This is a genomic window from Persicitalea jodogahamensis, assembly GCF_014651615.1.
In the GTDB taxonomy this organism is placed as follows: Bacteria; Bacteroidota; Bacteroidia; order Cytophagales; family Spirosomataceae; genus Persicitalea; species Persicitalea jodogahamensis.
On the sequence record NZ_BMXF01000001.1, the window covers coordinates 1,879,991 to 1,893,628 of the forward strand.

The following is a 13,638-nucleotide window of genomic DNA, read 5'->3' on the forward strand; positions in this document are numbered from 1 at the left end:
ACAAAACCTATTATTACTATGGCTTTGGTAAAAAATTATTTGAAAAGCAAAAACATCTGCAAAGTGACATTTTCGCTGCCGGCTGAGGCAGTTGCCGATACTAAGAAAGTGACGGTATTGGGCGATTTCAACGGATGGGATCCTTCGGAGGCCACTTCGCTGAAAAAGCAGAAAGACGGATCTTACAAGGCGATCGTAGAGTTGGAGCCGGGTCGCGAGTATCAGTTCCGCTACCTGTTGGACGGCGAAAAGTGGGAGAATGACTGGGAAGCCGACAAGTATGTTCCCGCCGAAGGTTCTAATGACGAGAATTCGGTAGTGATTTTGTAAAATCGCGAAAGACATTATGAAAAAGCGGCAGAAAGTAGTTTCTGCCGCTTTTTTTTGTGCAAAAAGAATTATCAGCCTTTTTTTTATGTACATTCAACCCCTGATATCGTGAAATAAGTCAAGCCTGTTGTCCACAGATGCCCTACCGCCAAACCATTCGAGGCTTTACTTATCAGTTTGAGGATCTCAGAACGCTTTTGGCAAAAGCTTCTCCACGCCGCTCTGGCGATCTGCTCGCGGGCATAGCCGCCCGGAGCTACGAAGAAAGGGTAGCTGCGCAACTCGCCCTGGCTGATTTGCCGTTACGTACCTTTCTTACCGAACTTCTCATTCCCTACGAGTGCGATGAAGTCACCCGGCTGATTGTAGATACCCATGATGTCGATGCCTTTAAACCCGTCCGCTCGCTGACCGTTGGTGAATTCCGGGACTATCTGCTCTCGGAAAAAACGACCACAGCCGGCCTTTGCCAACTAGCCCCCGGCCTTACCCCCGAAATGGTGGCGGCGGTCAGTAAACTGATGCGGGTACAGGATTTGGTCACAGTTGCGGCCAAGTGCGAAATCATTACCAAATTCAGGAATACCATCGGACTCAAGGGGCGGCTCTCTACCCGCCTGCAACCCAACCACCCCGCCGACGACTACAAAGGTGTGGCCGCCTCCATTGTAGACGGACTCCTTTACGGCAGTGGTGATGCCGTGATTGGCATCAATCCCGCCACCGACCACGTGGCCACCGTGGGCAGTCTGCTGGAAATGATTGATAGCATTCGCCAGCGTTTTGACATCCCGACCCAAAGCTGCGTCCTGAGCCACGTAACTACCACGCTGCAACTTATTGAACAAAAGGCCCCTGTGGATCTGGTCTTCCAGTCCATCGGCGGTACCGAGGCACTCAACAAATCATTCGGAATAAATCTGGCTTTGCTCAAAGAAGCGCACGAAGCGGGCCTATCGCTGAAAAGAGGAACGATTGGCCACAACCTCATGTACTTTGAAACCGGGCAGGGGGCGGCTCTGTCGGCTAACGCTCATCACGGCCTGGACCAACAAACTTGTGAAGCCAGGGCCTACGCCGTGGCGCGGGCATTCAATCCGCTGCTGGTCAACACCGTGGTGGGGTTTATTGGTCCGGAATACCTGTACGATGGCAAGCAAATCATCCGGGCGGGATTGGAGGATGTTTTTTGTGGTAAACTACTGGGTTTGCCGATGGGCATCGATATCTGCTACACCAACCACGCCGAGGCCGATCAGGACGACATGGATACCTTGCTCACACTAATGGGCGTGGCCGGGGCAAATTTTATCATGGGCGTACCGGGAGGAGACGATGTGATGCTGCACTATCAAAGTACCTCCTTTCATGATGCGCTCTACCTGCGGGATGTGCTCGGACTGCGCCCCGCACCGGAGTTTGAGTCGTGGATTGCTTCGCTAATGGATAGCGGACAACTGACCATGGAGAATTTCGGGCGGTTGTTACACTAACGTGACTACCCGATGAAAGAGGTCGTTAATTGAATGGCCAGCCGGGAAGCGTTTATTTCAGAGTGCAATTATCCTCAAAACCGGCGTTACTAATCATCAGGCGTTTATTCATAAACTTTCCGTTTCTGAACCAGCGGGCTTGCGGCCGTGTTTTGGGAGCGGTAAATATTAGGCGTAACTTTGGCGGATTTTTAGCGCCAGAAGCGCGCAGAACAAGATTCCAGATTTAATTATCATGCAAATCACCCTGATGAAGTCCAAAATACACCGCGTGAAGGTGACGCAGGCCGAGCTGAACTATGTCGGCAGCATCACTATTGACGAGGATTTGCTGGATGCGGTGGGAATTATTGAAAACGAACAGGTTCACGTCGTAAACAACAATAACGGCGAGCGGCTCGTAACCTACGCTATCAAGGGCGAGCGGGGCTCGGGCATCGTCTGCCTCAATGGGGCGGCCGCCCGCAAGGCGCAGGTCGGCGACGTGGTCATTATCATCGCCTACGGTAGTATGTCTGAGGAAGAGTCGAAGACCTTCAAACCCAGGGTAGTATTTCCGGGAGAGGGTAATATGATTGTTTAGTTGTGGAGTCGTTTAGAGGTTTTGACTTTCAAGGTGATCTACAAATAAATTGCCGAGATTTTTCAGATAACCATAAATGAATTTCAAGGGATAAAATTTGAAAAATACGTTGCTGAGCCAAACGACTAAACATCTCGACAACTAAATAAAAAAATGAACAACACCCTCAAATACGCAATTTCCCTCCTTCTGGCGGGCGGATTGCTCTGGTTCGTGTTCAAGGACATGGATCTGGCGACAATGTGGGAGCGGTTGCAGGCGGCCGATTGGCGCTGGATTGCGCTGTCGTGCGCACTGTTGCTGATGGCGCACGTTACCCGCGCCTGGCGCTGGCAAATGCTGCTGGAACCGCTCGGTTACCGTCCCAGCCTGTTTGATTCCACTACCTCAGTCCTGACGGGCTACTTCGCAAACTACATTGTACCGCGCATGGGCGAGGTGACGCGCTGCGGAACCCTCTTCAAGTTGGAGAAAGTACCTGTCAATCTTAGCTTCGGTACGGTGGTGGCGGAGCGCGTTTTCGACGTACTCACGCTGTTGGTTTTGATTGCTCTCAACTTCGTACTTGAATTTGACCGCCTAAGCCAGTTTTTTCTGGAATTTTTTGGGGGAAAAGTCAGCGGAAATAATGCATCAGCCGGGCCAAATCTGCTGCTTATTTTAGCGGGAGGAGTTGTCGTTGTCGCGATTCTGGCCGTAGTTTTTGTGTTGCGAAACAAAGATTTGCGCGAAAGACTTTTGGCAAATGCCTTCGTCGCGAAAATAGCCGATTTCCTGAAAGGTATGGCAGAGGGCGTTCTCAGCATCCGAAAATTGCGAAGTCCGGGTTTGTTCATCCTTAGTACCCTGCTGATTTGGGTATTTTACTATCTCGTATCCTACGTCCTCTTTTTCTGTATTCCTGAAACGGCCGACCTCGGACCACTGGCCGGACTGACGTTGCTGGTCATTGGGGCCATCGGCATGACGGCTCCCACGCAGGGTGGGATCGGAGCATACCACTTGCTGGTTGGCAATGTAATGATCCTTTATGGCCTGACCCAGGCCGACGGCGTGACGCTGGCGACTTTCATTCACGGCACCCAGATGTTGTTTATGCTGGCGATTGGCGCCCTGGCATTCCTGGTAGTTTTATTTAAAAATAAAAAGTCGGAGGAGCAGCGCGAACCGCAGCCCGCCGTCGTTGAATCAGCGAAAGAATGACCCCGACTGAAACGAAAATACTGCAACTCGACGAGGCAATCACAAAGGTGGCCGACTGGCAGCGTGCCGGCCAAAAGGTAGTTTTTACCAATGGCTGCTTCGACATCGTGCACCTGGGCCACATCGACTATCTCGAGAAAGCCCGCGCCCTGGGCGACCGCCTGGTGCTTGGATTAAATACCGATGCATCGGTAAATCGGCTAAAAGGCCCGAGCCGACCTGTCGTGGACGAATATGCCCGCGCCCGGCTGATGGCGGCACTGGTATTTGTGGATACTGTCATTTTGTTCAACGAACCCACGCCAAAAGCCCTCATTGAAGCTCTGAAACCTGACATTTTGGTCAAGGGCGACGATTACTCCGTCGAAAATATCGTTGGCGCAGATTTTGTAACAAACAATGGAGGAAGCGTGGAAACGGTACCGCTCGTGAAGGGGTATTCGACCACGTCAATGATTGAAAAAATAAAGAAGAGTTATTAATTCGGTAGTTCGTCAATCGTTTTTTATCCACTCATTCACAATTCACTAACAGCGGGGGCTGCCCCGTCAAAACTATAAAGACATGGCAGGAGCATATTTGATTGGTATACTGGTCATGGGCATTAGCATGTATGTCCAGTGGAAGCTAAAGAAGAAATTTGAAGAGTACTCACAAATCGGCCTGAGCAATGGCCTGAGCGGCAAGGAAATCGCTGAAAAAATGCTGCGCGAAAACGGTATTTTCGATGTGCGCGTACTGTCGGTGGAAGGCCGTCTGACGGACCACTACAACCCGCAGGACAAAACAGTTAACCTAAGCCCCGACGTGTACCACGGCCGGAGTGTGTCGGCTGCGGCGGTAGCCTCCCACGAGTGCGGCCACGCCGTGCAGCATGCCACGGCTTACACTTGGCTGCAATTGCGGTCAAAATTGGTGCCCGTGCTGACCATATCCTCGCGCTACATGCAGTGGGTGATCCTGGCGGGAATTCTAATGATTAACACCTCAATCATCCCGCTGGCGATCGGCGTGGGTTTATTCGCCCTCACGACGCTGTTCAGCTTCATTACGTTGCCCGTCGAGTACGACGCCAGCAACCGGGCACTGGCCTGGATCGATCGCAACGGAATTGTCACACCCCGTGAACATGAACTGGCGGCTGACGCTCTCAAGTGGGCCGCGCGGACGTACCTTGTGGCTGCCCTCGGTTCACTGGCAACGCTGTTGTACTATGTGAGCCTGCTCATGGGACGCAGAGACTAGTGCTAATTGTCGGCTTAAAAAAAGCGTGGTTCTCGACTGAGGACCACGCTTTTTTTATGGTAAAGTACTTTGGATCCGCTGGACCAGCAGGTTATTCAGTCGTCGGGCTAATTCTTTATCTGAGGAAAACGCCAACCACTCCTTTTCGGTCATCAATGCCAAAGCCAGTCCGATGAGCTGATGGCGCAGGGCAAGGTCTTTATGAAAAGCCGCTTCGACATAATCCTTTCGCGCTTCAAGGCTTATGCCTGAGAGATTGACTTTCCGCTTTTGAATATGGGCCTGGAATAGAGCCGAGATCCGCTCGTGCTGAAATTTCAGAATGGGCCGAAGTACACTGTTTTGAAATTCTTCCGCCAGATTCAGGGCGGGCGAAGTAGAGATTTCGGGCCGCAGCGCAAGCAGCCATTTGTCTTTCTGATTCATGAAATTATTATTCAATGATATGGCCAACAAACTGCGCCGTGTTGTCGAGAATGCGCCCACCACGCCGGAAGCCCAAGGCGCAGGGTTCACCCGCGTAGAAAACGCCGGCCTGATAACGGAAGCCTTCGGCGTCGCTCACGAAATCAACATATTCCTGATACACACAGCGTTGGTTTCCATATTCTCCTTCGACTTTTTCCAGTATGGTGCCGCCTTTTTCCAAAATAGCCACGTTTGCCCCTTCGCGTCCGAAAAGTACCTTGCTCACCGACTGTTTGTGCGGCAAGACGTAACGCTCGGTTTGCAGAAGAAGCGGATGATAGGGGTACATGTCCCAGAGAATTTTCAGAATGTATTTGGACTGAAAGAGGAGCGTATAGGCTGGATTGAGAATCAATACTTTCCGATTCACGACCAGGTCGGTGAGGATGGCGGCTAATTCTGTCTCCTCCTCACCAATAGCCTCCCAGGGTACGAGCTTGAACCAGAAATCGAACCGAACGAAACTACCGTCGGCAGGATCCTGCTTGAAAATCCCTTCCGATGCCGAAAACTCCACCTCGTCCATATAGCAGAAATCCGTGTCGAAGCCAGCTTCCTGAGCGGCCTCGGTAAGCAGGGCAACGTTGGTGTCATCCTCAGGGTAGTCCCGAAGTGTAGTTAGCAACAAGCTGGGGGTGAGGTCGTCGTTGGCCTCACGCAGATATTTAAACTGACCCACCAGCGTTTCATACAGCGTATTGAACTGGCGGGTATCGTCGAGTCCGTTGGCCCTCAGTTGTGCCCATTGCACCACAGCAGTTTCGGGCAGGCAAGTCGCGGTGTCGGCGTTGAACTCGATAAGTTTGATCGGTTGCCCGTCGAGGCCCCCGGCCAGATCAAAGCGACCGTAAAGGTGCACCTGACGATCGTCCTCCCAGGAACGTTTGACCAGCTCGTGCAACGCTGCCGGGATGCCCATCTCAGCCAAAAGATGATGGTCGATGGCATACTGACCGGCTTCCACCAGCATTTCGTAAAGCGAATGCGCCGCCTCGTGTAAGGCGTTGGCCTCCGCTTCCGAAACCAATACGGCCTTCTGAACCAGGTAGGGTAGGGTATCCTCGCCCAGCATCCAGTCCCAGCCTACCTCGTGCAGGGCTTTTTCGGGATGCCGGGGCATGTTTCTTAATTGAATCATCGGTTTTAGGTAAAAGCGGGGCGCCCCGTGGCGGCCAACGGTTCGCGGGTATATTTTTCAGGAGTAAAAGCGTAGTCCGAGAAAGTCGTTCAACCATTGACCTTTTAACCCAACTCTCAAACGGCGCTTCCTTCCCGCAGGGTCACCCGCCGCTACTGCTGCGTGATCTGCCAAAAAAACCGCTTCTTCCGCCCGAAGGGCGGGCCGTTACGGTACGGGAGGCGCGCATGGCCGAGCGGGCCGACTGGGCTTTCTGGTAGGTGCGCGGATCGCTGTAGTACTGTCCCGACTGATTGTTGTTACGGTAGCTATTCATATAGCTATTACCGCTATTCCGGCCCAACAGGTACCCCATGCCTCCGTAGAGCAAAACATTCGACAGTCCACTGCTGCGGTAGTTTTGGCGCTCTCCCTCCTTATTACTGGTACTATCGCTTTGCGTCTTGATTTCTTCGTCAATCAACCGCTTGGCAGCATCGGGGTTAAGAGTGCGGGTAGTACCGTCGAGGTACGATACGATGGCTTCCGACTGGTCGTATTCCACGGTTTCTTCGTCGGTAATTTTGAACTCACCGGGACTCACTTCCTTGATATAGGAGCGAATTCCTTTGGCGTAGGTAGTTTCGTCGTAGCTGTAGTCGGCCTCGTTATCCTGGCCACCCTCACAGCTGGGTAGCACGACGCCGCTGGCGAGCATTGCCAGCGCCAATGTGCTGCTGATGGTAATATCTTTGGCCCGCCTGATGAAGGAGCCATTTCGCTGGGGAGTCATAAGTGAAAGGATTTGGGTAGGAGATGTGCTTGGTGGATGCGTTTCCTGTGAAAGATTTAAAACGAAAATAGGAAAGATTTTACAGCCTGGGGCAAAAATTTTAATTACGGTTCTTAGGACTGATCTAAGGGCTTAATTGTTTATACGGATTGTCCGCGAATCAGAGAAGACACTATTTATTTATCATCAATTTTATTTCGTCATGCGCTACGTCACCATTCTGCTGTTCCTAATGTTTGCACTCACTGCCAGGTGTCAGAGGAAGGAAGTGACCCCGCCCACTCAGGTGGCCGTTCTCGATCCAAAGACAACATTACCGAAAGAGTTTGTTTTCACGGATAAACCTGTCTGGCAGGATGAATTTGATTACAGCGGCAAGCCCGATCCTGCCAAATGGGGGTACGACCTGGGCGGCAGTGGCTGGGGAAACAACGAAATGCAAAACTACACGGATAACCTGGCCAACGCTCACGTAAAAGACGGCCACCTTGTCATCACTGCTATCAAAGAACCCTCCGGGGGACGATTATACTCTTCTGCGCGACTCCTGACCAAAGGCAAAGGGGATTTCCTTTACGGGAAAATCGAAGTACGAGCCAAACTACCCACGGGCGTGGGTACCTGGCCTGCCATCTGGACGCTGGCTACCGACAGTAACTACGGAACCCAATACTGGCCCGACAACGGCGAAATGGATATCATGGAACACGTGGGCTTCGACCAGAACCGGGTTCATGCCAACATTCATACCAAAGCGTTCAATCATTCCATCGGTACCAACAAGGGCGATGAGATACTGGTACCGACGGCCTCCACGGAATTTCATGTTTATTCCTGCGAGTGGAAGCCCGACCTCATTGTTTTCGCTGTGGACGGCAAGGAATATTTTCGCTTCCAGAAAGATGGGCTGTATGGGTGGAAGGAATGGCCATTCGATCGCAAGCAGTTTTTGTTGCTCAACATTGCCGTTGGCGGAAACTGGGGAGGACAGAAAGGCGTGGACAACACCATATTCCCGCAAAGCATGGAGGTGGACTATGTACGGGTGTACGGATTGACGGAGAAAAAGTAATCAAACATTTTAAATCCTGATCTCATGAACCCGGAGCTGAACAAAGCCATTTGCTATATCGAATTTCCGGCGAAAGACCTGCCGGCCATCAAATCGTTTTACAGTAAAGTTTTCGGCTGGACATTCCAAGACTGGGGGACCGAGTACATCAGCTTTTCGGATGGGCAGATGGCGGGCGGGTTCTACCAAACCGACGGGTTGGCTGCCTCACAGCCTCTGGTAGTTATCTGGGCAGACGATCTGGAGGCAATGGCCATCGAAGTGGAAAGCGCTGGGGGCGAGATTGTTCAGCCGATTTTCTCCTTTCCGGGCGGACGGAGATTTCATTTCACCGACCCGAATGGCAATGAACTTTCAGTGTGTTCAAAATGAGCTATCCTTGGTATGTATTCAACGAAGCCAGTTACGGATACACAGATTTTTCAATCCTGCTCGAAAACAAAATAGCCGCCCGGAAAATCCGGGCGGCTATTCAATTTACTCAACGTTATGAAAAACTTCTGACTTAGGACGCCTTCGGCATCCAAAAGTCACGCAATGTTAACGATTTTTTAACATAAAGTGTTTTTTGAATTTGTGTCTTGATGATAGATTTTTGGATAAAAGTCTATCAGTCAATCGCTTCATTGAGAAGAATTTCTCAACGAATGCAATCTGGATAAATCAGGTTCGCCCACCACTCGGTTCGATTGCTGCTACGGCTCCATCAGTCCATCCCGCATCACCAGGCGTCGGTCGGCCATTTCGGCCAGATGTTCGTTGTGCGTCACGATGACGAACGTTTGGTTCAATTCATCGCGAAGGGTGAAGAAAAGCCGGTGCAAATCTTCCGCGTTGTGCGAGTCCAGATTTCCGCTGGGTTCGTCGGCCAGTACGACGGCGGGGCGGTTGAGCAGGGCCCGCGCTACCGCGACTCGCTGTTGCTCGCCCCCCGACAACTGCGAGGGCAGGTGGTCCAGGCGGTCGGCCAGGCCGAGTAGTTCCAGTAGCTCGATGCCACGCTCCCGTAGATTTTTCTCGCTGAGCTGGTTGCCGATAAAGCCCGGCATACACACATTTTCCAGAGCCGAAAACTCAGCCAGCAGATTATGGAACTGGAAGACGAAGCCAATGCGCTCGTTTCGAAATTGCGCCAGGGCTTTGTTGCTTAGTTTCGAAACTTCGGTGTCCTGGATTATAACCTTGCCCTTGTCGGGGCGGTCGAGGGTGCCGATGATGTGCAGCAGGGTACTTTTGCCCGCCCCCGATGCGCCGACAATGGCGACGATTTCGCCGGGTTCAATCTGCAGATCTATGCCTTTGAGAACCTGCAGGGAACCGTAACTGCGCTCGATGTCTGTGGCGGTGAGTAGAGCCATTATTTTGTTCGGAGTTGAGTGTTTAGAGTTTGTAGAGGTGGATTTCGATTTTGCAAAAGGCGGAAGAAACCTCTTCTTGTTTTGAATTATTCGCTAATTTGCCGTGAAACTAAGAAATACCAGCGAGTTTTGGCTTTTGGTGGCCGGCTTTCGGCTCACAGCTTTTGCTAAATTTCTAGACATCAGTTTTTTATAAAAATCCGATGCGGTCAGGTAGACAAACATACTTTTAACTGTAAACTTTATACTCTAAACTAAAAAAATGAACATTCACGAATATCAAGGCAAAAGCATTCTCAAAAAATATGGCGTCCGCATTCAGGAAGGCATCGTGGCCGATACTCCCGATAAGGCCGTGGAAGTGGCCCGCAACCTCAGCGAACAGACGGGTACCAAATGGTACGTGGTGAAATCCCAGATCCACGCCGGGGGGCGCGGAAAGGGCAAGGTCGTTGGAGGCGAACAGCGTGGCGTGGCCCTGGCCAAATCGGTTGAGGATGTGCGGACGATCTCCAAGAATCTGCTGGGAAAAGTACTCGTTACGCACCAAACGGGCGAAGAAGGAAAGCAGGTCAACAAGGTACTTATTGCCGAGGACGTGTATTATCCTGGACCCACGGAGCCCAAGGAGTTCTACCTTTCCATTTTGCTGGATCGTGCCAAGAACTGCAACGTCATTATGGCCAGTACCGAAGGCGGAATGGATATCGAGGACGTGGCGGAGAACACCCCCGAAAAAATCACCAAGGAATGGATTGACCCCAGCGTGGGTTTGCAGGGATTTCAGGCTCGTAAAGTAGCTTTTTCACTGGGATTGGAAGGAGAGGCTTTCAAAGAAATGGTGAAGTTCATCAGCGCGCTCTACCGTGCCTATAACGAAAGCGATGCTTCGATGTTCGAGATCAACCCGGTACTCAAGACTTCGGACAACAAGATTTTGGCCGTAGACGCCAAGGTGAACCTGGACGACAATGCGCTCTTCCGCCATCCCGAACTGGCCGAAATGCGCGACATCAGCGAGGAAGATCCTCTGGAAGTGGAAGCCGGAGCCAATAACCTCAACTACGTAAAGCTTGATGGCAACGTAGGCTGCATGGTGAATGGCGCCGGGCTGGCTATGGCCACAATGGACATTATCAAGCTTTCGGGCGGCGAACCCGCTAACTTCCTTGACGTAGGAGGTGGAGCGAACGCCAAAACGGTTGAGGCGGGTTTCCGTATCATTCTGAAAGACCCGAATGTAAAGGCAATTCTGATCAATATCTTCGGCGGGATTGTGCGTTGCGACCGTGTGGCAGCGGGCGTCGTGGAAGCCTACAAGGCCATTGGCGAAATTCCCGTCCCGATCATCGTTCGCCTGCAGGGTACCAATGCCGAAGAGGGCGCACGTATCATCAACGAATCAGGACTGAAAGTATATTCGGCTATCGAATTCAAGGAAGCTGCTGAACGCGTAGAAGAAGTGCTGGCAGCCATGGAGGCTTAAATAGTTAATAATTGAGGATGAAAAAGGGCGACCCGATGGGTCGCTTTTTTTTGGCCTGAACGAAACAGCCCCCCCTGGCAGTAAAACCTTTGGTAATTGTTCTTAGGTACTTTCAGCAACAATTTTCCTAAGCCCGATGAAACTACTCCTGCCTGTCCTGCTTTGCTCACTGATTTTCAACGGGCTTAAAGCCCAGAAAATTGAATCATTTCCCGAGAATGACCCTAAGCTCAGCTTTGCCAAAAACGAAATCAAGCCGCATTTAGGAAAGTATCAAGTCCAACTCATCGCCGACGCGAGCCTGGTGAGGAAGGTCTGTGCCGATAATCAGTTGCCTGCCCCCAAATGGGATGCCGACCAATGCTACGCCATCCGGCGCAAGGGCAGTCAGGTGTGGGTACTTTCCAGTAACGCTCTTGGGGCGATGTACGGCGGACTCGATGTGGCCGAGGCCCTGCGTGTCAATCATCCCGGATGGCTGAATGCCAGCGATCAGAAACCCTACCTGCCCGAGCGCGGCCTGAAATTCAACATCCCGCTCGACCTCCGTACACCCAGCTACACCGACGCCAGCGACGCCGCTCAGGCCAATATACCCGAAGTCTGGAAGGAAGAGTTTTGGCAGGAGTACTTTGACGAAATGGCCCGGCATCGCATGAACGTGATGACGCTGTGGAGTCTTCACCCGTTCCCATCCCTGGTGTATATTCCCGAATTCCCCGAGGTGGGTCTGAATGATGTCTGGCGTACGAAGGCGAAGTACGACGATACTTTTTCCCACAACGCCGACGGCTGGGACCGGCCGTATCTTTACGAAGACGTGGAGGTAGTTAAGAAAATCTCTATTCAGGAAAAAATGGATTTCTGGCGGAAAGTCATGCAAATGGCCGACGACCGGGGCATCCGATTTTACATTTTCACCTGGAATAAATTCACCTACGGGGCCGAAGGCAAGCACGGGATTACCGACGACCAGACCAACGATACAACGATCGCCTACTTCCGGGCGGCGGTGCGCGAGCTAGTGAAGCAGTATCCGTTGCTCAAAGGCATCGGTATTACGGCGGGCGAGCACATGGACAACAAGCTTACCAATGACTACCGCAAAGAAAAGTGGCTGTGGCGCACCTATGGCGAGGGAATCAACGATGGGCTGAAAGCTGCGCCACGCGAGGATTTTCGGCTGATTCACCGATTTCACCAGACGGGTCTTGCTGATATTCTGGAAAGTTTCAAGGGGCTGGAATGCCGCCTGGATCTGAGCATCAAGTACGCCATCGCGCACATGTACTCAATCCCGAATCCGCCCTTCACGCTACCCGCCTTCGACCTGCTGACCGACGAAAATAAAAGCTGGCTCACGATCCGCAACGACGACGTGTACAGCATGCGCTGGGCCAACGTCGATTTTGCCCGGCAGTTCATCGGGGCCATCCCCAATGTGGATAAAATTGCGGGCTATTACATGGGCCCGGATGGTTATACGTGGGGGCGGGATTTTTTGAATAAAAACACCTTGAAAGACCCGCCGCTGGTTTTTAAAAAGCAGTGGGTCAGCAATATGATCTGGGGGCGGCTCAGCTTCGACCCAACGCTACCCAGAGAGGTCTTCGACGAAAATATCCGGGAAAAGTTCGGTAGCTCACACACGACGGCTTTGATGAAAGCCTGGGAACCCGCCAGTATGATTTTTCCGTTCATCACCCGCTTCGTTTGGGGCGATATTGATTTGAAGTGGTTTCCCGAGGCCAATTTCAGCCACCGCAAGTACCGGAGTTTCTATACCGTGGATGAGTACATCAAACGTCAGCCGATGGATGGCAGTGCTATTGCCGGGATCGACCAGTGGCTGCACGACCCGAAGGCGGCAGAAACGTTGCGTTCTCCGCTTTCGGTGGCCGATTCGCTGGAAAAATTGGCTCAGACTGCTCTGACCCATTTGAAAAAACTACCCGCTTTCTCATCCACCGACCAGAGCGAACTCTCGCAGACTTCGAGCGACATCGAGGCTTTCGCGGAAGTGGGCTTGTATTACGCCAATAAAATCCGCGCAGCCTACAGCCTGGCTCGCTACGATAAACTCAGCCATACCGCCGATCAACAGCAAAGTCTGGATTTTCTGAAACGGGCAGAGGGACACTGGAACAACTACGCGACCATCTACTCCGCAAAAAACCAGCCTGCACTCTACAATCGCGTAGGTTGGGTGGATGTAAATGCGCTGAAAGAGGAGGTTAAGAAGGACTACGGTATTGTGAAAAACTGGAAACCGGGGAGCATCACGTATAAGCAACAAGTGACTACGGAGAAGCCGTTCAAGAAGTAGAGAATCGCGGCCGCCCGTGCCGCTCATGCCATCCAGCAAGGTCATATCGCTGCTGAAAACTACCCCTTTTTTTGCAAAAATCAGATAAAAATGAAGCCTTGAAAGTCCGGAGATTGCAATTCACTTTCGACTTCATTCAAAGGTAGCAGGGGAGGGGTACTTCT

Annotated in this window: 14 protein-coding genes; 10 read left to right on the forward strand and 4 right to left on the reverse strand. The window is 51.8% G+C overall.

Annotated features, from left to right (window positions below; translation table 11 throughout):
* The first annotated feature begins 18 nt into the window (after positions 1-18).
* The 6 genes from IE117_RS07705 (at position 19) to IE117_RS07730 (ending at position 4,854) form a co-directional block, all read left to right on the forward strand.
* Positions 19-330 (forward strand): isoamylase early set domain-containing protein, encoded by a 312-nt coding sequence (locus IE117_RS07705; RefSeq protein ID WP_189563711.1) that lies wholly within the window; start codon positions 19-21, stop codon positions 328-330.
* A 137-nt stretch (positions 331-467) separates the two neighbouring features.
* Positions 468-1,823 carry an ethanolamine ammonia-lyase subunit EutB gene (locus IE117_RS07710; RefSeq protein ID WP_189563712.1) on the forward strand — a complete coding sequence of 452 codons (1,356 nt, stop codon included), beginning with the start codon at positions 468-470 and terminating at the stop codon, positions 1,821-1,823.
* A 235-nt stretch (positions 1,824-2,058) separates the two neighbouring features.
* Complete coding sequence (gene panD / locus IE117_RS07715; RefSeq protein WP_189563713.1) at positions 2,059-2,406, forward strand: aspartate 1-decarboxylase; 348 nt, start codon at positions 2,059-2,061, stop codon at positions 2,404-2,406.
* Between the two features lie 153 nt (positions 2,407-2,559).
* Positions 2,560-3,609: a lysylphosphatidylglycerol synthase transmembrane domain-containing protein gene (locus tag IE117_RS07720; protein WP_189563714.1), complete on the forward strand. Its 1,050-nt coding sequence runs from the start codon at positions 2,560-2,562 to the stop codon at positions 3,607-3,609.
* Complete coding sequence (rfaE2, locus tag IE117_RS07725) at positions 3,606-4,091, forward strand: D-glycero-beta-D-manno-heptose 1-phosphate adenylyltransferase (protein ID WP_189563715.1); 486 nt, start codon at positions 3,606-3,608, stop codon at positions 4,089-4,091. Before IE117_RS07720 ends, rfaE2 begins: the two co-directional genes overlap by 4 nt.
* A gap of 82 nt (positions 4,092-4,173) precedes the next feature.
* Positions 4,174-4,854: a zinc metallopeptidase gene (locus tag IE117_RS07730; RefSeq protein WP_189563716.1), complete on the forward strand. Its 681-nt coding sequence runs from the start codon at positions 4,174-4,176 to the stop codon at positions 4,852-4,854.
* A 54-nt stretch (positions 4,855-4,908) separates the two neighbouring features.
* Here IE117_RS07730 and IE117_RS07735 read toward each other — a convergent pair whose 3' ends face one another.
* The 3 genes from IE117_RS07735 to IE117_RS07745 form a co-directional block, all read right to left on the reverse strand.
* Positions 4,909-5,280: a glyoxalase gene (locus IE117_RS07735; protein ID WP_189563717.1), complete on the reverse strand. Its 372-nt coding sequence runs from the start codon at positions 5,278-5,280 to the stop codon at positions 4,909-4,911.
* 7 nt (positions 5,281-5,287) lie between these two features.
* Positions 5,288-6,460, reverse strand: coding sequence for a glutathionylspermidine synthase family protein (locus IE117_RS07740; RefSeq protein ID WP_189563718.1), 1,173 nt, complete (start codon positions 6,458-6,460; stop codon positions 5,288-5,290).
* A gap of 142 nt (positions 6,461-6,602) precedes the next feature.
* Positions 6,603-7,232, reverse strand: a complete 630-nt coding sequence (locus tag IE117_RS07745; RefSeq protein ID WP_189563719.1) for a Cj0371 family chemotaxis-regulating polar lipoprotein — start codon at positions 7,230-7,232, stop codon at positions 6,603-6,605.
* 202 nt (positions 7,233-7,434) lie between these two features.
* Between IE117_RS07745 and IE117_RS07750 the strand changes: the two genes are divergently transcribed.
* Both IE117_RS07750 and IE117_RS07755 read left to right on the forward strand, forming a co-directional pair.
* Positions 7,435-8,304, forward strand: a complete 870-nt coding sequence (locus IE117_RS07750; protein WP_229580497.1) for a glycoside hydrolase family 16 protein — start codon at positions 7,435-7,437, stop codon at positions 8,302-8,304.
* 24 nt (positions 8,305-8,328) lie between these two features.
* A complete protein-coding gene (locus IE117_RS07755) occupies positions 8,329-8,676 on the forward strand; it encodes a VOC family protein (RefSeq protein ID WP_189563720.1) in 348 nt (115 codons plus the stop codon).
* 323 nt (positions 8,677-8,999) lie between these two features.
* On the opposite strand, the gene IE117_RS07760 is transcribed toward IE117_RS07755, so the two are convergent.
* Positions 9,000-9,662, reverse strand: coding sequence for an ABC transporter ATP-binding protein (locus IE117_RS07760; protein WP_189563721.1), 663 nt, complete (start codon positions 9,660-9,662; stop codon positions 9,000-9,002).
* 262 nt (positions 9,663-9,924) lie between these two features.
* On the opposite strand from IE117_RS07760, the gene sucC reads away from it, so the two are divergent.
* Both sucC and IE117_RS07770 read left to right on the forward strand, forming a co-directional pair.
* Positions 9,925-11,148 carry an ADP-forming succinate--CoA ligase subunit beta gene (gene sucC, locus IE117_RS07765; protein ID WP_189563722.1) on the forward strand — a complete coding sequence of 408 codons (1,224 nt, stop codon included), beginning with the start codon at positions 9,925-9,927 and terminating at the stop codon, positions 11,146-11,148.
* Between the two features lie 136 nt (positions 11,149-11,284).
* A complete protein-coding gene (locus tag IE117_RS07770; RefSeq protein WP_189563723.1) occupies positions 11,285-13,474 on the forward strand; it encodes a hypothetical protein in 2,190 nt (729 codons plus the stop codon).
* Positions 13,475-13,638 lie beyond the last annotated feature (164 nt).

Bases quoted from the DNA above. Each gene is read 5' to 3' on its own strand.
- IE117_RS07705 (WP_189563711.1), top strand. From the start codon at position 19: ATGGCTTTGGTAAAAAATTATTTGAAAAGCAAAAACATCTGCAAAGTG.
- IE117_RS07710 (WP_189563712.1), top strand. From the start codon at position 468: ATGCCCTACCGCCAAACCATTCGAGGCTTTACTTATCAGTTTGAGGAT.
- panD (WP_189563713.1), top strand. From the start codon at position 2,059: ATGCAAATCACCCTGATGAAGTCCAAAATACACCGCGTGAAGGTGACG.
- IE117_RS07720 (WP_189563714.1), top strand. From the start codon at position 2,560: ATGAACAACACCCTCAAATACGCAATTTCCCTCCTTCTGGCGGGCGGA.
- rfaE2 (WP_189563715.1), top strand. From the start codon at position 3,606: ATGACCCCGACTGAAACGAAAATACTGCAACTCGACGAGGCAATCACA.
- IE117_RS07730 (WP_189563716.1), top strand. From the start codon at position 4,174: ATGGCAGGAGCATATTTGATTGGTATACTGGTCATGGGCATTAGCATG.
- IE117_RS07735 (WP_189563717.1), bottom strand. From the start codon at position 5,280: ATGAATCAGAAAGACAAATGGCTGCTTGCGCTGCGGCCCGAAATCTCT.
- IE117_RS07740 (WP_189563718.1), bottom strand. From the start codon at position 6,460: ATGATTCAATTAAGAAACATGCCCCGGCATCCCGAAAAAGCCCTGCAC.
- IE117_RS07745 (WP_189563719.1), bottom strand. From the start codon at position 7,232: ATGACTCCCCAGCGAAATGGCTCCTTCATCAGGCGGGCCAAAGATATT.
- IE117_RS07750 (WP_229580497.1), top strand. From the start codon at position 7,435: ATGCGCTACGTCACCATTCTGCTGTTCCTAATGTTTGCACTCACTGCC.
- IE117_RS07755 (WP_189563720.1), top strand. From the start codon at position 8,329: ATGAACCCGGAGCTGAACAAAGCCATTTGCTATATCGAATTTCCGGCG.
- IE117_RS07760 (WP_189563721.1), bottom strand. From the start codon at position 9,662: ATGGCTCTACTCACCGCCACAGACATCGAGCGCAGTTACGGTTCCCTG.
- sucC (WP_189563722.1), top strand. From the start codon at position 9,925: ATGAACATTCACGAATATCAAGGCAAAAGCATTCTCAAAAAATATGGC.
- IE117_RS07770 (WP_189563723.1), top strand. From the start codon at position 11,285: ATGAAACTACTCCTGCCTGTCCTGCTTTGCTCACTGATTTTCAACGGG.